This window comes from Reyranella sp. (assembly GCF_965227665.1).
Taxonomy (GTDB): domain Bacteria; phylum Pseudomonadota; class Alphaproteobacteria; order Reyranellales; family Reyranellaceae; genus Reyranella.
The window spans coordinates 5,403,218-5,419,260 of sequence record NZ_OZ245767.1; the positions used below are offsets into that span (position 1 = coordinate 5,403,218).

The window sequence follows — 16,043 nt, forward strand, 5'->3', positions numbered from 1 at the left end:
GCGCGGCTTATGCCATCGCGTCCCGGGCGTCGCCAGTCCGGGCGTGCCTTAGTCGCGCTCCATCACGCGCTCCAGACGTCGGGTCAGGAACCAGCCCAGGGCGAGGAAGGCCACCAGCATGGCAATGCCGAACGCCGAGAGTGCATCGGTCATGGTCTTCTCCGAGACGAAGCCGAAGCCAAATCCCGCGGAGACGGCGATTCCGGCCCACAGCCCCGCGGCGATGAAGTTCAGCACCAGGAAGCGCGGCCAGCTCAGGCTCGACGCGCCATAGGCGAAGCCAGCGACGTTGCGGATGATGCGCGGATAGCGGTGGATCAGGATCATCCAGACATGGTGGCGGTCGGCCAGCCGGGCCGCCGTCTCGACCGCGCGCTGGAGGCGCGGAATGCGGCTCAGCCAGCGGGTGCCGAAGCGCCGGCCGACCCAGAAGCGCAGGGCGTCGCCCGCGAACGTCCCGGCCCAGCAGGCCGCCAGCGCCTGCTCGTAGCCGAGCGCCCCGGCCTGCGCGGCGTAGCCCGCGAAAAGGGCCAGCAGGAGACTGTTGGCCATCGAATAGAGGGCGAGGAAACTGTAGACGGCGTCGCCATGCCGGCGAATGAAATCCAGGAAGGAGGCAAGGTCGCCATCGATCATGGGCCCTGCCTACAACGAAAAAGGCGGCCCCGCGAGGGGCCGCCTTCTAGCGTCTGGATGACGGGTTTACGCCGGGCCGATCGGGCGGCCGGGCCAGCGATAGCCGGGGGCCGGCAGCGGGATCTTCGCGGAAATCAGCGCATCCTCGAGCGTGGGGATGCCACCGGCATAGTCGCCCGCTTCACACTTCGCGATGGCGGCAGCCTCGGGCGTGCCGATCACCGAGGTGCGATACTGGCGCCACTTGTCGCTGAGCGCCTTGCAGTAGGAGCGCGGATCGGAGAACACGGTGCTGACCGTGGTCTGGCCGCCCACCGAGATCTCGACGCGGCGGTTCTGCGGCTCGCGGACATTGTCGCCGGTCTGCACGAGCAGACCTTCCTCGCCACGGCCGTTGACGGTGATGGCGGTCGCCGGCACGCCCTCACGGACCAGCTGCTCCTTCACCGAATTGGCGCGACGGAGAGACAGCGCCATATTGTACTGCGGCGAGCCCGACGTGTCGGTATGACCGGTCGCCACGATGTTGGCGCTGCCACGGGTCTTGTAGGCCTGGGCTGCCTGACGGACCGTGTCGACGGCCTGGCTGGTCAGGTTGGAGCGGTCCCAATCGAAGAAGACCATGAAGGTCTGCGCCTGGACCGGCGGCGGCGGCGGGGGAGGCGGCGGCGGAGGCGGCTCCGACGCGCAAGCGCCCAACAGGAAAGTCGCCGCGGCGACGACCAGGAATTTTTTCAGCATGGATTGGTTTCCCTCGATTTTCGGATCTAACCCACGGCGGGTTCGTCCGAGGGCTTAAACGTGCAACCCCTGTGGAAGTTCCGCCGGCGTGCACAAACAACTTTCCGACGTCCGGATCAGTAATCCCACTCCGCCTTTACCCCCACTCGACCTGTGGAATTGGCGCCGATGTCGCCCTCGACCTTGATGTTGTCGAACACGTCGAGCTGCACCACGCCGCGGCTGGAATTGCCGGCGGCCCCCTGTCGCGCGCCGACATAGACGCCGGGCGCGACGTAGCGGCCGGCTTCGAGCGACACGCCGCTGGCCCCGGATCCCGTGGGTTCCCCTGTTCTGGCCGACGAGGATCCGATGCTGAGCTGATCGAGCCCGAGCCCCTTGCGCAGCCGGCTGAGGACACCCTCGCCCGGAGACTGGCCGGCCAGTTCGGCGAGCGCCTGGGCGACCTGAACCAGTTCCGACGCGCCGAGCTGGGAGGCGGGCTTGCCGAAGATGAGGAGGGCCATCGCCTCGTCGGGCGGCATGGACGGCGTCGAGGTGATCTCGAGCTTGGGTTCGCGGGCCGTTCCCGTGATCGCCACACCGATGGTGGAGGAGCTCGCCGTCGTGCTCGCGAGGAAGTCGAGGCGCGGGTCGATCGTGTTGAGATTGTCCAGGGTCACGATACCCTTGGAGAATGTGAGCCGGCGGCTGCCCAGGCTGAAGGTGCCGCGCCGCATGGTGAAGCCGCCGATCACGGCCGGTGCGCTGGGGCTCCCGGTGACGGTGAGCTGGCCGCTCATCTCGGCGTCGAGGCCGCGGCCGCGCACGAAGATCGCCTGCGGCGCCCGTACGTCGAGCGCCAGCGTGATCGGTGTGGCGTCGGGCGGGGGCGGGGCCTTCGGCGGCGCGCGACGCTGCGCCGCCTGTGGGGCCGCTGGGGCGCCCGGCCTGTTGATCTCTCGGACCTCCAGGGTCGGGAAGGAGGCGGTCTGACCGCCGCCAACGGAAATCTCCGCGCGGTCGATCGTGACCGGTCCGGAGACTTCGATCCCGGAAGAGGTGGCGCCCGTGATCTTCAGGGTGCTCGACACCGTTGCCACCATGTCGGGCCGGCTGACCAGGAGGGCACGCTGCGTCGTGAGGCCGAGATCGAGCACCAGACCGCGCTCGGCATCGACCCGAATCGAGCCGCTGCCGTTTACGGTACCGGTACCCGCCTGGAAGGTGAGCCGCTGCACCTGCAGCGTGTCACCCTCGAGGACAAGGCGGCCCTGGCCGCCGCTCAGTTTCAGGCCCGCTTCCGGCATGGCGAGGGCACCGCCCTCGAAGTCGATTGCGCCGGTGCCGGTGATCCGGGTGCCGTCGACCGACACCGAGAGATTGGGCCGGAGGCGGCCGGCGACGTTGCGGATATCGTTGCCGAGAAGGGGCGCGAAGGGGGCGATGTCGATCGAACCGCCAATGGCGATCCTGGCGGCGACAGGCCCGCCGCCCCGGGGAAGCGTCCCGTTGCCTTTCACTGTCAAGTTTGCGTTGCCGCCGGCGGTCAGCCGTGCGTCGAGGGTGGCCTGCTGACCCACGAGGGAGCCGGTCCCCTGGAGCGACAGCGGCGGGATCAGCGCCGCATCGGGACGCCGCACACGAATACCTGCGGCACTGTAGGTTGCCTCCAGCCTCGGCGAGGCCATCGCACCGGTCACGCGGACCTTGGCCTGGAGGGTGCCTTCGAGTCCCGCGCCGGGTGCGAAGGTATCCAGAAGGGCAAGCGGCAGCCCGGCGATCTCGGTCTGAAGGTCGCTTGCCGCGGGATCGAGCGCTCCCCGCACGGCAACCCGGCCGGCCCCGACGCGCAGGTTCGTGGGATCGATCACGATGCGTGCACCGGCCACGGCAACCTTCGTCGGCGCATTAAGACCTAGCGGGATGTCCCGGTATCGGCCGGTAAATCGCGACAGCGCCACCCGGATTTCCGTCGCCAGGAATTCCACTCTCGCCGCCAGGTCGGCTGAGAGGTCCGGGCCCGATCCCTGCAGGGTGACGTCGATGCCGGTCGCGCGATCGCCCTTGGCCGTCGCCTTCAGGGCGGAGAGACCGCCGGCGCCCCGCAGGCGGCCGGCATCGAGGGTGAGGTCGGTGCCGGCGCGGCCAGCCGGGTCGTCGATATGACCCTTGAGTTCGAGGGTGCCGGCTCCCACGCCCGGACCGGCGAGGTCGGTGCCCCTCACCGATACGTCGAGCCGGCCCTCGGGTGCGTTCGGATCGGCCGTGACTTCCGCGATCAGCGACCCCGCCAGGCCCAGCGCGGCCAAGGCGTCGATGTCCTTTAGCTGGGCGATGCTGAGGCGCGCATGACCCGTCGTCTTGGTCTGGGCAATGACAAGATTGGTGGCGTCGAGCACGGCCGTCGACCAGCGCCCTTGGACATTCGGAACCGACAGGCCTGCGGTCGCGTCGTACGCGAATCGCCCATCCAGCGACAGGGGCTGACCCGCCACGTCGCCCTCGGCCTTGAGAGAGCCGGTGAGACTGCCGCTGGTGGCCAGCGAGACCGTCGTATCCAGGGCCAGGCGCTGCGAGACGATGCTCTGGAAGGCCACGTCGCGGCTCTCGACCTTCAGATTGAGCGATGTTTCGGGCCCGCCGAACCCGATCGTTGCCTTGGCGGTCGCGGCGCCTTGGACGTCCGTCCGGAAGGCCGTCAGCCGTGGCAGGTCAAGGTCGAGATCGAGCGTGCCCGCCTGTTCGCGCCCCCGGCCGGACACGGTGAGCGTGCCACTCTCACTGCCGAGCTTCGCGTCGCGGATCGTCCAGGTTCCGTCGGGCGCCAAGGCCGCCGTTCCGGCCAGATCGACCGTGGCCACCAGATTGCCCGGAACGCCGGGAGCCCCGAAACCCTCCACACGACCCTGCCAGCGGGCGGAGAGGTTGCCCTTGTCGATCCCTGCCGTTACGTCGACTTGCGCCTTGCCCGAGAGCGCCCGCCCCGCCATCTCGGAAAGCGGTTCGAGGCTGGGGAGATCGACGGCGGCGCGCAGCTCGCCCCTGTCCGCCGAAGGCGCGTAGTCGCCGTCGCCCGTGATGCGCACCAGCGGCATGGCGACCTCGAACGACCGGATGGCAATCTTTTCGGCGAAAAGATCGGCGACCATGGCATCGACCGTGACTGTACCCGGCTGCGGTAGGCGAGGGTCCAGCGTCGCCAGCTTCAGATCCTGGACAGTGCCGCGCACGCGCACCGCGCCTGTGAGTTTGCCGTCGGCCTCGATATGGAGACCCTTCCACGCCACGCCCTCGGCCGGAACGTCGATGGGGCCGGCATCGAGAGCGGCCTGGAAACCGGTCTCGCTTCCGTCAGGCATCCAGCGGAGAATGCCCTTTGCCGTCGTCGCATCGCCGGCCTTTGCCGTCAGTTCGGCCGAACCTTTCCGTTCATCGCCGGCCGCCGAGAGCTTCAGCGAGATTTCCGGCAGGTCGGGTCGCTGCATGATTGCGGCGACGATGCCCCCGGATGCTTCGTCGAGCGTGATGTCGGCGGCAATCCGGCGCGGTGCGCGTTCAAGGCGGACATCGGCGGTGAGGGTGCCTTTGGGGCCTTCCAGACGATCGGCCGCGAGCTTGGCGCTGATCTCCCCGAGGTCGCGGGCCACGGCGGCCTGGCCGCCGATCTTCCAATGAGAATCGACTCCGCCAAGCGCGGCCGCCAGGTGGAGGTCGTCGATGCGCAGTGCCTGCAGGTCGATGTCGACGGGCAGCCGGAAACCACCGGCGTCGGGTGTGCTCTCCTTCTTCTTCTCCTGCGGCGCGCGCAGCACGGCGATCTTCGCGGCAGAGAGAAGGTCGATCCGCAGCCGGCGCTGCAGGAGCGATGCGAAGGACCAGGAGACGCGCGCGTCCTCGACCCGTAGCCACGGACCCGTGCGGTCCGCGATTTCGATCCGCTCCACCCGCAGATCGGTCGGCACGAAGCCGTCGAGGCCGCTGATTCGGATCTGCTGGTCGGGAGAGGAGGCCAGATTCGAGGCCAACTCGGCGAGCAGCCGCTTTCCCGGTGCGGTCTGCATGGCCGCGAAAGCGAGGCCGAGCACCACGACGACGGAAACCAGTACATAGGCCGCGATTCGAAGCGCGCGCATCAGAAGGCCTGCCCCAGGCTGACATAGAGGCCGAAGGGCGCGTCGCTTGGACGGCGGTTGAGCGGTATGCCCACATCGGCCCGGATCGGTCCGAAGTCGGTGTAGTAGCGGATGCCGACGCCGGCGCCGACCCTGGGGGCCAACTGCGAGAAGTTCGGCAAGTAGTCGGGGTAGGCGCTGCCGGCATCGACGAACGCCACGGCGCCGAACGCCTTCCCGATGCGCTGGCGCAACTCCACGTTCGCCTCGACCACGCTCGCGCCACCCAGTGGGTTGTTGTAGGCGTCGAGGGGGCCGGCGGTCTGGTAGACGAAGCCGCGAACGGAGCCGCCGCCGCCGGCATAGAAGAGTTTGTCGGCCGGAATGCCGGCGATGCTGCTCGCGGGTTCGGTGCCGAAGGATGCCCGCGTCGCCAGGACGGTGCGACCGGGTTCGGCAATGTCCCAGTAGTGTCGGCCCGTCAGGCGCAGGATGGTGAAGAAGTCGCCGCCGGGACCGGTGTCGATCCAGGGTTGGACATTGAACTCGACGCGGTAGCCTCTTGTCGGGTCGAGATCGCTGTTGGCGCGATTGTAGAGCACCGTTCCTTGCAGACCGAGCAGACGATAGCTTTGCGTCACGCCCTCACGGGTGATGTCGGAGATTTCGGCCGCCAATCCGATGCGAGCCTGCCAGCGCGGCGAGAAGATGCGGTCGAATCCGCCATAAAAGGTGGCGGCCTTTCTCGTGTAAGCGGGGACCACCTCTCTGAGCGCCGCCGCTTCCAGCCGCAGATCCTGTCCTGGCAGCCACCAGTCGGGCTTGCGGAACGCGGCACGGAAAGCGAAGCCCGTGTCGAGGATCGCATAGCCCTGGCCAATGTGATTGACCTCGCCGGACAGTCGCAGACTCTCGGCCTGGCCGAACAGGTTCCGGTGAACCCAGAATCCTTCGACCGCGAAGCCGAGTTGCGTCTCGTAGCTCACTCCGAAACCGATCGAGCGCGGGAGACGGTCCGTCAGCTCCGCCTCGATCGGCAGTTCGCCGTCGGCGTTGAGTTCCGTCGCGGGCTTCAGGCGTACGGCGTTGAAGGTACCGAGAGAGGTGAGCTTGCCGCGCAGCTCCTCGACCTTGGCCGGCGAGTACGGGTCGCCTTCCTTGAACGGAACGCGGCGCTGCAGCCAGGCCGTATCGACCTTCTCGGTGCCGGTAAAGCGGACCGGTCCCATTTTGGCGAGTGGACCGGGCTCCGCGACGAAGGTCACCTCCGCTTCCCGCGTGGCGTGATCGACGATGACTTCGCGATCCTTGATGGCGGCGAGCGCGTAGCCCTGCTTGCGCAATTCGTCCAGCAGCTTGCTCTGGGCGGCGATGATCGCGGCGGCGTCGGCCGGATCGCCGGGGGCGATGCCCAATTCCGCGCGGTCGATCCCCGGCAGGGACTGCTGCGCGCCGGGCGGACGGATGGCGATCGAACCGATCCGGAAGCGCGGTCCCGTATCGACCGCGATGTCGACCGTCGCCTCGTCGGCGTCAGGCCGCGCCTCCAGAGCCGCGAGGGCGGAAGCATCGGCGATCGGCTTTCCGTCGATCGTCGCGTTGATCGTCGCGTCGTAGAAGCCGCGTGATCGCAGCGCGGTATTGAACTGGGAGGCAACGGCTTGGGCGCCCTGCAAAATGGCCAGCGCATCCCCCGTCAGCGGCTGCTGCTTCTGGAAATCCTCAGAGAGTTCCTTGAGGTCGGTCGACATGCGGTCGTCGCCTTGGATCGCGAGCACGATCTTTCCCGTGCGCGCTTCAGCCAAGCGCGGAAACAGGCTTGCGATGCCGGCCGACGTCAGGGCGGCGAGGCAACATATGCGCGCCCACCGCAGGAACTCGTGTCTAAGACATGTCATGCCACGCAAGCCATACAACGCTCGGCGGCGAAAAGGGATGCCTCCCCGATCCCTGCTCAAGGGGCGTGATCGGCGCTTACGGAATCCAGATCGGGCTTGCCTGCGAAAAACGCTGCTGCTGGTCGGAGAAAACCACCATGAACAGTTCCCGGAACAGCTGTTCGATGCGCGGATCGGTGGGTCCGGTCGCCTGTGTCCAGGCGGTGGTAAAGGACAGGGCTTGGGCGTTCCGGCAGTAGATCGCATAGACGTAGAAGCGACCCGGCTTGCCCGCCTGGAAGCGCGGTGGCTCGCCCGCGCAGACGGGATCGGCGTTCAGATTGTTGGCCGGGTCGAACACCAGCACCAGCCGGTAGTCCGGGCTGGGCGGGGGAAGGGGCCGGTCGTAGGTAAACGTCAGAGCGGGGCGGGGCTTGGCCCTCTGCATCGCGGGCAGCAGGTCGCGCGCAACGACGGCGGGATCGACTCCGGGGAAAGCGGCCCCCGCGAGGATGACCGGAAAGTTCTTTCCATCCGTGGCGGCGAAGAACTCGCGATAATCGTATTGAGGCGCATAGTAGTTGCCGCCAATCGTGGCAGCGAGCGCCAGGACCGGAAACGCGACGAGGCTGGCAAGAACGGCGCCGATCCGTGTGGCAATGCGCATCGAAATCTCCCGTGGGCTGGCCGAAGCTAGGGGCGCCCCGGCGGTTCGGGCAAGTCAGGCCTTCGTGAGCGACACGGACCGTGGTTGCGGGGTTTTCGATTCCTTGCGTTCATGCCACAGAAGAAGGCGAAATCTTCTGGAGGACAGCTCAATGGCATCGCCGCTTTTCGACCTCACCGGCAAGGTCGCCGTCGTCACCGGCTCGAGCAAGGGCATCGGCAAGTCGATCGCCCTGCATCTCGCGCTGCAGGGGGCCAAGGTCGTGGTCTCGAGCCGCAAGGCGCCGGCCTGCGAGGAAGCGGCGGCAGAGATCAAGGCGGCCGGCGGCGAGGCCATCGTCATTCCCTGCAACATCTCCGACAAGGCGCAGTGCGAAAAGCTGATCGCCGAAACCAACAAGCAGCTCGGCCCGGTCGACATCCTCGTCTGCAACGCCGCCTCCAACCCCTATTACGGTCCGAACGAGAAGCTGCCCGACGACGTGTTCATGAAGGTCATGCACAACAACATCCTGTCGAGCATGTGGCTGATCAATTTCTGCCTGCCCGACATGCGCGCCAAGAAGGACGGCTCGATCATCATCGTCTCGTCGATCGGCGGCGTGCGCGGCACGCCGGTGATCGGCGCCTACGGCATCTCCAAGGCCGCGGACATGCAGCTCGCGCGCAATCTCGCCGTCGAATACGGCAAGGACAATATCCGCGTGAACACGATCGCGCCGGGCCTGGTCAAGACCGACTTCGCCAAAGCGCTGTGGGACGATCCCAATTATCTCGCCGTCCGCCTCAAGGGCGCGCCGCTCGGCCGGATCGGCGAGCCGGACGATATCGGCGGCATCGCGGTGATGCTGGCCGGTAAGGCCGGCGCCTTCATCACCGGCCAGACCATCATCGCCGATGCCGGCGTGACCATCGGCAGCGGCGGGTAACCGCGCCGTCCGGAATCGCGGGAGGGCTGGGGATGAGCCTCTACCAGGTCCAGAAGCTGATCTATCAGCTCAACCGCGACCCGCGCACCCGGCAGCGCTACGCCGAACGTCGCGACGCCGTGATCGGCGAATACGATCTCACGCAGGAGGAGATCGGCGCGCTGGTGAAGCCCGACATCGGGCTTCTCTACGTGCTGGGCGTCAACGGCCAGCTCCTGATGCACTTCGCGGCGCTGCATCGCATCGAATGGACCGACTATCTCGAACGGATGCGGCAGGGACTGCGGGACCACGGGCCGGTGCGCGAAGGCGTCTATGCCGCAACCGGCTACGAAGGCGTCGAGGCGCACGATGCCCGGCTCAAGGCCGAGCGGGAGATACGCTGATGCCCCTGGTCTATTGCGGCGCCTGCAGCCATGCCCCCGGAATCACCGGCCGCGCCGAGCGGGCCGACACCCAGACGCGGCAGGCACTGGAGGGCGCGTTCCGCCGCATGGGCGACGATATTCGCGCCACCCGGCCCGACGCGCTGGTCGTGATCGCGGCCGAGCATTTCGCAAACTTCTTCATGAACAACATGCCGGCCTTCGCCATCGGCATGGCCGACAGCTACGAAGGCCCGATCGAGGACGAGGCGTTCCTGCGCATCCGGCGCACGACCGTACCCGGCAACAGGGATCTGTCGCGTCGGCTGATCGAGACCGTCATGCAGACGGTCGACGTGGCCTATGCCGAGGAATGGCAGTTCGATCACGGCATCTCGGTGCCGCTGCACTTCCTGACGCCCGACTACGACCTGCCGATCGTGCCGGCCAACATCAACTGCCAGGGCCCGCCGCTCGCGCCGCTGGCCCGCGCCTGGGCGTTCGGCGAAGCGCTACGACGGGCTGCCGACTCCGTTCCGGAACGTATCGCGCTGATCGGCACCGGCGGCCTCTCGCATTGGCCGGCGACGCCGGACTCGGGCAAGATCAATCAGGAGTGGGACCGCGAGTTCCTGCGGCGCTGGGCGGCCAACGACCGCGAGGCACTGCTTTCCTACAGCGACGCCGAGACCTATCGCGAAGCGGGCCAGGGCGGCTTCGAGATCAGGACCTTCATCGCCGCCGCAGCCGCAGCGAAAGGTGCGAAAGGAACGGTGGATTTCTGCGAACCGGTCCCGATCTTCGCGGTCAGCTGCACACTCGGCAGCTTCCAACTGCTCGGTGCCTGACCGGCACCGCTACGGCTTCTTCTTGAAGGTGACCACCAGCACGTCGCGGTAGGCGGGCTGGGCCGGGTTTTCCGGCTCGACCGGGGTGACACCGTGATAGCAGCGGGAGTCGTCGACGAGTGCGGCGTCGAGCGGGTCGGTGAGGGTGAAGCTGCCCAGGGCGCGCTTGTCGAGATCGTGCACCGTCGTTGTACCACTGGCGATGTTGCGACGGTTGATCAGCAGCACCATCACATAGTCGACGCCGTCGCGATGCATGCCTTCCGGTGTCGGCTTGCCGGCCTCGCCGGTCTTGGCCTCGATGCGAAACTGGTGGATCTCGATGTGCCATTTCTTCGCCTCGGGTGCGAGGCGGCCGAACAGGGCGCGGCAATATTCGAGGATGGTGCGCATCGATGCGCCGTCGCCGATCTCGTCCCTGACCGGCTTGAACCAGCGCTCGATGCCACCGTTCAGGTTGTTGTAGTCGAGGCCTTGATAGTGCGGCTGATGCGGGCCGCGAACGATGGCGCCCTGGCGCTCGGCCGCGTAGACGCCGAAGCGGCGCTTCCGGTAGCGACCGCCATCGCCCATGTAGGTGTCGACGTCGAGATCGTTCCAGCTCTCGGCGAATACCGGCCAGTCGGCGAGCGAGCCGAAGCGGGCAAGGGCCGTCCGCATGTCGGAGGCTTCGACGAAGGCATAACCCGCTCGCTCGACGGCGGCGCGGATGCCCGATGCGTTCTGTAGGCCGGTACCGATTTCACTCATGTCAGTAACCTTAGCATTACGGCGCCATCATTCCGCATCTGAGGCGCATGAAGGTTTCTAGGGATTGGCCCACCGATTGCAGAGCGCGCTGCGACCCCGCTGCCCTGCCGCCTTCGCGGCTCATGGAGATTCACACATGTTGCGACGCAAGCTCCTCGCCACCGCTGCCCTCTCGTTTGCCGCCCCTGCCATCGTTTCGCGTGCGTCGCTCGGACAGAACCTTCGCAAGGTGAAGATGGGTTCGGCCTTCACCACCACGACCAACGCCGCCTTCCTGATGCCGGCGCTGCTCAAGCCCGAAGGTATCGACCTCGAGCTGGTCATGTTTCCCTCGCTGGTGCAACGCATGCAGGCCGTTGCCTCGGGCGATGTCGATATCGGCAATGGCGGTCTTTCCGCTACCATGCAGGTCGCGACCAAGGGCTTTCCGATGCAGGTGCTGGCCAATGGCTGCGATGGCGGCTGGATGGTGCTGGCCCAGCCGTCGATCAAGAGCTTCCAGGATCTCGTCGGCAAGAAGATCGCCGTGCAGAACGGCTCGATCGGCCTGGTGTCGCTGAACTGGAAACTGAAGCAGGAGGGCGTGTTCGGAAAGGTCGAGATGGCCTTCATGGACAACCAGGACCAGCCGATCCCGCTGATGCGCGGTGACGTCGCTGCCATCTGCGTGTTCGAACCCTATGCCGCGCTGGCCGAAGTCAACGGCTGGGGCAAGCGCCTGTGGGTGCCGTACGATTCCCCCATGGGCAAGACCAACCTGGGCTTCGTCGCGTCCTCGGCCTTCGTGAAGAAGGACCCGGATCTCACGAAGAAGATGGTGGCCGCCCACGTGAAGGCGACCAAGGAGATGGCGGCCAATCCCTCGATCGCGATCGAGACCACGATCAAGCAGTTCAAGATGACCAAGGAAGTGGCCGAGCTCTCGACCAAGAACCTGTTCTTCAGCGCCGACTCCGGCCCTACCTTCGTCACCGGCCTCAAGTCGCTGGCCAAGATGATGATCGACGACAAGATGCTGGAGAAAGAGCCCGACTGGGACAACTTCCTGAATCTCGGTTTCGTCTGATGCAGTTCCGACGGGCGCTGGGGCTTCTGCCCCTGGCGCTGCTGCTGCTCGCCTGGGAGCTGGCGGTGCAGGCCAAGGTCTATCCGCCGGTCCTGTTGCCGCCGCCGGCGAAGGTCCTGATGGTCTTCATCGACGATTGGGATACCGTGCTCGGCAATGCGCTGGCCAGCATCAGCCGCGTGGCCGTGGGCATCTCGCTTGCTTTCCTGTTTGCGGTGCCTCTCGGGCTGATGATCGGCCGGTACCGCCTGCTCGACACGATGACGGACTGGTCGATCCAGATCTTCCGCTCGATCCCGCCGATCGCGCTCATTCCTATGGCGCTGCTGTTCCTCGGAATCGGCGACAAGCCGGCGATCGCGCTGATCTTCCTGGCCGGTACCTGGCCGCTGCTGATCAACACGATCTTCGGCGTGCGCGGCATCGAGCGGACGCTCATCAAGGTGGCGCGGGCGGCACGCGCCAGCGAGTTCCTGGTGATGAAGGACATCATCCTGCCAGCCTCGCTGCCGGCGATCTTCACCGGCCTTCGCCTGGCGGTGGGCGGTGGCTGGCTCACCGTGGTGACGGCCGAGATGATCGCGGTGAAGTCGGGGCTGGGCTACATGATCCTGAATGCCCAGCTCACCTTTCGCTCCGACCTCATCATCGCGGGCATCATCGTGATCGGCGCCATCGGCCTGCTGGCCGACCAGGCGGTGCGTATGGTCCGTGCCCATGTCTGCCGCTGGCAGGAGGGCCTCACGGCATCGCCCGAATGAGCAAGTTCCTGGAATGCATCGGCGTCGGGAAGATCTATCCCGGGAAGACCGAACCCGTGGAGGCGCTGCGCGGCATCGACTTCGCGTGCGATGCCGGCGACTTCGTCTGCCTGCTCGGCCGATCCGGATGCGGCAAGTCCACCCTGCTGCAGATGGTGGCGGGGCTCGAGAAGCCGACCTCGGGGCAGATCGTGATCGCCAACCGCGAACTGGACGGCCCGTCGCCCGAAGCGGCTATCGTCTTCCAGGACCACGGTCTCTTCCCCTGGATGACGGTGCAGAAGAACGTCGAGTTCAACATGAAGGCGCGCGGCACGCCGGCTGCCGAACGTCGGGCCACGGCCACGCAGTTCATCGAGATGACCAGCCTCACGGGCTTCGCCGACCGCTATCCGCACGAACTCTCGGGCGGCATGCGCCAGCGGGTCGGCATCGCGCGCGCGCTGACGACGCGTCCGAAGGCATTGCTCATGGACGAGCCGTTCGGCGCGCTCGATGCCCAGACGCGCGGCAAGCTGCAGGACGAGGTGCTGCAGATCTGGGAGAAGCAGCGCACGACCGTGCTCTTCGTCACGCACTCGATCGACGAGGCGCTATTGCTGGCCGATCGCATCCTCGTCTTCAGCCCGCGGCCGGGCCGCATCGCGGCAGACATCAAGGTGGATTTGCCACGGCCGCGTACGTCACAATTGCCGGAATTCGTTGCCCTGGCCCGCGAGCTGCGCGGGCTGGTCGGCGCCGACAGGGAGATCGACTGATGCCTTATGCGACGACAGATGATGGCGTGAAGCTCTACTTCGAGGAGACGGGAGCCGGCGCGCCCATCGTGTTCGTGCACGAATTCGCCGCGGACCACCGCTCGTGGGAAATGCAGATGCGCCATTTCGGCCAGCGCTATCGCTGCATCACCTACGGCGCGCGCGGCTATCCGCCGTCCGATGTGCCGGAGAAGCCCGAGAGCTACAGCCAGACCCGCGCCACCGACGATATCCTGGCGGTGATGGATCATCTCAAGATCGAAAAGGCTCACGTGGTCGGCCTCTCGATGGGCGGCTTCGCGAGCCTGCATTTCGGGTTCCGGCATCCGACCCGGGCGCGCTCGCTGGTCGTGGCCGGCGTCGGCTATGGCGCGGAGAAGCACGAGACGGCGAAGTTCAAGGCCGAGGTCGGCATCGTGGCCAAGTCGCTGACCGAGGAGGGGATGGCAGCCTTCGCGGAAAAATACGCGTACGGCCCGACACGCGTTCAGTTTGAGAACAAGGACCCGCGCGGCTTCGCCGAATTCAAGAAGGCGCTGGCCGAGCATTCGGCGCTGGGGTCGGCCAATACCCAGCTTGGCTGCCAGGGCGAGCGGCCTTCTCTCTACGATCTTGTGGACAAGATGCGGGCGATGACGGTGCCGACCCTGGTGCTGACCGGCGATGAGGACTGGCCCTGCCTGGCCCCGTCGATGCTGATGAAGCGCGAGATCCCGTCGGCGGCGCTGGCCGTGATGCCGAACTGCGGCCACACGATCAATCTCGAGGATCCCGACCAGTTCAACCGCATCGTCGGCGACTTCATCGTCCAGGTCGAAGCCGGCCGCTGGCCTAAGCGCGACCCGCGTGCCGTCTCGGGCTCGATCACGGGGATGAAGTCTTGATTCATGCCTTCGTGGAGAGGTGCGGGCTCTCGCGCCTCTGAAGGCGCTGCCGCCCGCCAGCGCGTCTGAACGCGCTAAGCTGTCAGCCCACCATCGCAGACGAATTCCGAGCCGGTCGAAAAGGTCGACTCGTCCGACAGCAGGAACAGGATCATGTTCGCCACCTCGTCGGCCTGGCCGAGGCGGCCGAGCGGGTGGAGTTCCTCCAGCGCCTGGCGGCCGGTCATGTTGCCGACGTTGGAGTCGAGCCGCGGCGCGATCATCGGTGTGTCGATGTAGCCGGGATGCACGGAATTGCAGCGGATATTGTACTTCTGCTGGGCACAGTGCAGCGCCACATTCTTGGTGAGGGTGCGCACCGCGCCCTTGGAGGCGCAGTAGGCCATGGCGTAGGCCGCGCCGCGCAGGCCCAGCACCGAGGAGATGTTGACGATCGAGCCGCCGCCCGACTCCTTGATCGCCGGGATGGCGTGCTTGCAGCCGAGGAACGTGCCCAGCGAGTTGATGTCGTTGACCCGGCGGTATTCCGCGAGTGTGCAGTCCTCGATCGAGTTGCGCACGCCGACGCCGGCCGCGTTCAGCAGGCCGTGCAGCGCGCCGAACTTCTCGACCGTGGCCGCAACGGCGGCCTGCCAGCTCTCTTCCTGAACGACGTCGAGCGCCACGAAATGCGCCGCGTCGCCAAGCTCTGCCGCCAGGGCGCGGCCCTTGGCTTCGTCGCGGTCGGCCAGCACGGACTTGCCGCCCTCGCGCACGATCATGCGGGCGGTCGCCGCACCGATGCCCGACGCGCCGCCGCTCAGCAGGACGACCTTGTTCTCAAGACGGGGCAAGGAGCGACCTCCTCTGCAGTCCGGCGGTGATGCCGCCATCGGAAGTGAACTCCGCGCCGGTGACGAAGGAGGAGCGGTCCGAGGCCAGCCACAGGACGAGTTCGCCGAGATCCTGCGGCTCGGCCATGCGGCCGATCGGGTGGCGGGAGCCCAGGAACGCCTTGCCCTGGTCGCGGCCGACCGCCTGCCACAGCGGGTTGAAGATCGCCGTGTCGACGCCGCCGGGATGCACGGAGTTGCAGCGGATGCCGTATTTCTGTTCGGCGCAGTAGAGGGCGACGCTCTTGCTCAGCAGCCGCACCGCGCCCTTGCTGGCAGTGTAGGCCGTGGGTCCGGCGCCGCCGACCAGGCCGGCGATCGAGGAGATGTTGACGATCGAGCCCCCGGGGGCGGTCTTGCCCGCGCCGAGATGCTTCATGCCCTGGATGGCGTACTTGCAGCCAAGGAACACGCCCTCGGAGTTAATCGCCTGGACCTTCTGCCAGTTCTCGACGGTCGTGGTCTCGGGATTGCCGGGACCGCCGGAGACGCCGGCATTGTTGACCATGATGTCGAGCCGCCCTTCGCGCTGGAGGATGTCGGCCAGCAGGGACTGCCAGGACTCCTCCGACGCGACGTCGTGCATGACGAAACGGCCAGCCTGTGTCTCTTTCGAGTCCTCGGCCAGGTCGGCCACGATTACGGAGGCACCGGCTGCAGCGAGCAGGGCGGCCGAAGCGGCGCCGATGCCCGAACCGCCGCCGGTGACGACCGCCACTCTCCCGGAAAGTTCATCGCTCATATCGACGTCATCATAGCCGCTAGACGCGCGTTGCGTTAGCCTATCCTCGCGGAG

At 66.8% G+C, this 16,043-nt stretch carries 15 protein-coding genes; 7 read left to right on the forward strand and 8 right to left on the reverse strand.

Annotated features, from left to right (window positions below):
• Positions 1-48: 48 nt before the first annotated feature.
• From ACO07I_RS26125 to ACO07I_RS26145, 5 genes are all read right to left on the reverse strand, one after another.
• Entirely contained in the window at positions 49-636 is a 588-nt protein-coding gene (locus ACO07I_RS26125; protein WP_422012667.1) for a DedA family protein, read from the reverse strand.
• 66 nt (positions 637-702) lie between these two features.
• Positions 703-1,377: an OmpA family protein gene (locus ACO07I_RS26130; RefSeq protein WP_422012669.1), complete on the reverse strand. Its 675-nt coding sequence runs from the start codon at positions 1,375-1,377 to the stop codon at positions 703-705.
• Between the two features lie 116 nt (positions 1,378-1,493).
• Positions 1,494-5,492, reverse strand: coding sequence for a translocation/assembly module TamB domain-containing protein (locus ACO07I_RS26135; protein ID WP_422012671.1), 3,999 nt, complete (start codon positions 5,490-5,492; stop codon positions 1,494-1,496).
• Entirely contained in the window at positions 5,492-7,369 is a 1,878-nt protein-coding gene (locus tag ACO07I_RS26140; protein ID WP_422018383.1) for an autotransporter assembly complex protein TamA, read from the reverse strand. Before ACO07I_RS26140 ends, ACO07I_RS26135 begins: the two co-directional genes overlap by 1 nt.
• Before the next feature lie 76 nt (positions 7,370-7,445).
• Positions 7,446-8,015: a hypothetical protein gene (locus ACO07I_RS26145; RefSeq protein ID WP_422012673.1), complete on the reverse strand. Its 570-nt coding sequence runs from the start codon at positions 8,013-8,015 to the stop codon at positions 7,446-7,448.
• 151 nt (positions 8,016-8,166) lie between these two features.
• Here ACO07I_RS26145 and ACO07I_RS26150 point away from each other — a divergent pair, with 151 nt between their 5' ends.
• The 3 genes from ACO07I_RS26150 to ACO07I_RS26160 are packed head-to-tail and all read left to right on the forward strand — an operon-like array spanning position 8,167 to position 10,156.
• On the forward strand, positions 8,167-8,943 hold the full coding sequence (locus ACO07I_RS26150) for an SDR family NAD(P)-dependent oxidoreductase (RefSeq protein ID WP_422012675.1): 777 nt from the start codon (positions 8,167-8,169) through the stop codon (positions 8,941-8,943).
• A 32-nt stretch (positions 8,944-8,975) separates the two neighbouring features.
• The gene (locus tag ACO07I_RS26155) at positions 8,976-9,329 is read left to right on the forward strand and encodes a hypothetical protein (RefSeq protein ID WP_422012677.1); all 354 of its coding nucleotides are present in this window, start codon (positions 8,976-8,978) and stop codon (positions 9,327-9,329) included.
• On the forward strand, positions 9,329-10,156 hold the full coding sequence (locus ACO07I_RS26160) for a hypothetical protein (RefSeq protein ID WP_422012679.1): 828 nt from the start codon (positions 9,329-9,331) through the stop codon (positions 10,154-10,156). Before ACO07I_RS26155 ends, ACO07I_RS26160 begins: the two co-directional genes overlap by 1 nt.
• Positions 10,157-10,165: 9 nt before the next feature.
• Here the strand turns inward: ACO07I_RS26160 and ACO07I_RS26165 are convergent, their stop codons facing one another.
• On the reverse strand, positions 10,166-10,906 hold the full coding sequence (locus tag ACO07I_RS26165; protein ID WP_422012681.1) for a 2OG-Fe dioxygenase family protein: 741 nt from the start codon (positions 10,904-10,906) through the stop codon (positions 10,166-10,168).
• 136 nt (positions 10,907-11,042) lie between these two features.
• On the opposite strand from ACO07I_RS26165, the gene ACO07I_RS26170 reads away from it, so the two are divergent.
• From ACO07I_RS26170 to ACO07I_RS26185, 4 genes are read left to right on the forward strand one after another with little or no spacing between them, the layout of a single operon-like run.
• Positions 11,043-11,972 carry an ABC transporter substrate-binding protein gene (locus ACO07I_RS26170; RefSeq protein WP_422012683.1) on the forward strand — a complete coding sequence of 310 codons (930 nt, stop codon included), beginning with the start codon at positions 11,043-11,045 and terminating at the stop codon, positions 11,970-11,972.
• On the forward strand, positions 11,972-12,733 hold the full coding sequence (locus ACO07I_RS26175) for an ABC transporter permease (protein WP_422012685.1): 762 nt from the start codon (positions 11,972-11,974) through the stop codon (positions 12,731-12,733). The genes ACO07I_RS26170 and ACO07I_RS26175 overlap by 1 nt, the downstream gene beginning before the upstream one ends.
• On the forward strand, positions 12,730-13,491 hold the full coding sequence (locus tag ACO07I_RS26180) for an ABC transporter ATP-binding protein (RefSeq protein WP_422012687.1): 762 nt from the start codon (positions 12,730-12,732) through the stop codon (positions 13,489-13,491). The genes ACO07I_RS26175 and ACO07I_RS26180 overlap by 4 nt, the downstream gene beginning before the upstream one ends.
• Positions 13,491-14,375, forward strand: a complete 885-nt coding sequence (locus ACO07I_RS26185; RefSeq protein ID WP_422012689.1) for an alpha/beta fold hydrolase — start codon at positions 13,491-13,493, stop codon at positions 14,373-14,375. Before ACO07I_RS26180 ends, ACO07I_RS26185 begins: the two co-directional genes overlap by 1 nt.
• 74 nt (positions 14,376-14,449) lie before the next feature.
• Here ACO07I_RS26185 and ACO07I_RS26190 read toward each other — a convergent pair whose 3' ends face one another.
• Together ACO07I_RS26190 and ACO07I_RS26195 are read right to left on the reverse strand one after the other, a co-directional pair.
• Positions 14,450-15,208 (reverse strand): glucose 1-dehydrogenase, encoded by a 759-nt coding sequence (locus tag ACO07I_RS26190; RefSeq protein WP_422012691.1) that lies wholly within the window; start codon positions 15,206-15,208, stop codon positions 14,450-14,452.
• A complete protein-coding gene (locus ACO07I_RS26195) occupies positions 15,195-15,989 on the reverse strand; it encodes an SDR family oxidoreductase (RefSeq protein WP_422012693.1) in 795 nt (264 codons plus the stop codon). Before ACO07I_RS26195 ends, ACO07I_RS26190 begins: the two co-directional genes overlap by 14 nt.
• Positions 15,990-16,043 lie beyond the last annotated feature (54 nt).

Excerpts from the sequence above, each read along its gene's own strand:
- ACO07I_RS26175 (WP_422012685.1), top strand. The coding sequence starts at position 11,972 with ATGCAGTTCCGACGGGCGCTGGGGCTTCTGCCCCTGGCGCTGCTGCTG.
- ACO07I_RS26170 (WP_422012683.1), top strand. The coding sequence starts at position 11,043 with ATGTTGCGACGCAAGCTCCTCGCCACCGCTGCCCTCTCGTTTGCCGCC.
- ACO07I_RS26140 (WP_422018383.1), bottom strand. The coding sequence starts at position 7,369 with ATGACATGTCTTAGACACGAGTTCCTGCGGTGGGCGCGCATATGTTGC.
- ACO07I_RS26195 (WP_422012693.1), bottom strand. The coding sequence starts at position 15,989 with ATGAGCGATGAACTTTCCGGGAGAGTGGCGGTCGTCACCGGCGGCGGT.
- ACO07I_RS26165 (WP_422012681.1), bottom strand. The coding sequence starts at position 10,906 with ATGAGTGAAATCGGTACCGGCCTACAGAACGCATCGGGCATCCGCGCC.
- ACO07I_RS26130 (WP_422012669.1), bottom strand. The coding sequence starts at position 1,377 with ATGCTGAAAAAATTCCTGGTCGTCGCCGCGGCGACTTTCCTGTTGGGC.
- ACO07I_RS26145 (WP_422012673.1), bottom strand. The coding sequence starts at position 8,015 with ATGCGCATTGCCACACGGATCGGCGCCGTTCTTGCCAGCCTCGTCGCG.
- ACO07I_RS26135 (WP_422012671.1), bottom strand. The coding sequence starts at position 5,492 with ATGCGCGCGCTTCGAATCGCGGCCTATGTACTGGTTTCCGTCGTCGTG.
- ACO07I_RS26185 (WP_422012689.1), top strand. The coding sequence starts at position 13,491 with ATGCCTTATGCGACGACAGATGATGGCGTGAAGCTCTACTTCGAGGAG.
- ACO07I_RS26150 (WP_422012675.1), top strand. The coding sequence starts at position 8,167 with ATGGCATCGCCGCTTTTCGACCTCACCGGCAAGGTCGCCGTCGTCACC.
- ACO07I_RS26180 (WP_422012687.1), top strand. The coding sequence starts at position 12,730 with ATGAGCAAGTTCCTGGAATGCATCGGCGTCGGGAAGATCTATCCCGGG.
- ACO07I_RS26125 (WP_422012667.1), bottom strand. The coding sequence starts at position 636 with ATGATCGATGGCGACCTTGCCTCCTTCCTGGATTTCATTCGCCGGCAT.
- ACO07I_RS26155 (WP_422012677.1), top strand. The coding sequence starts at position 8,976 with ATGAGCCTCTACCAGGTCCAGAAGCTGATCTATCAGCTCAACCGCGAC.
- ACO07I_RS26160 (WP_422012679.1), top strand. The coding sequence starts at position 9,329 with ATGCCCCTGGTCTATTGCGGCGCCTGCAGCCATGCCCCCGGAATCACC.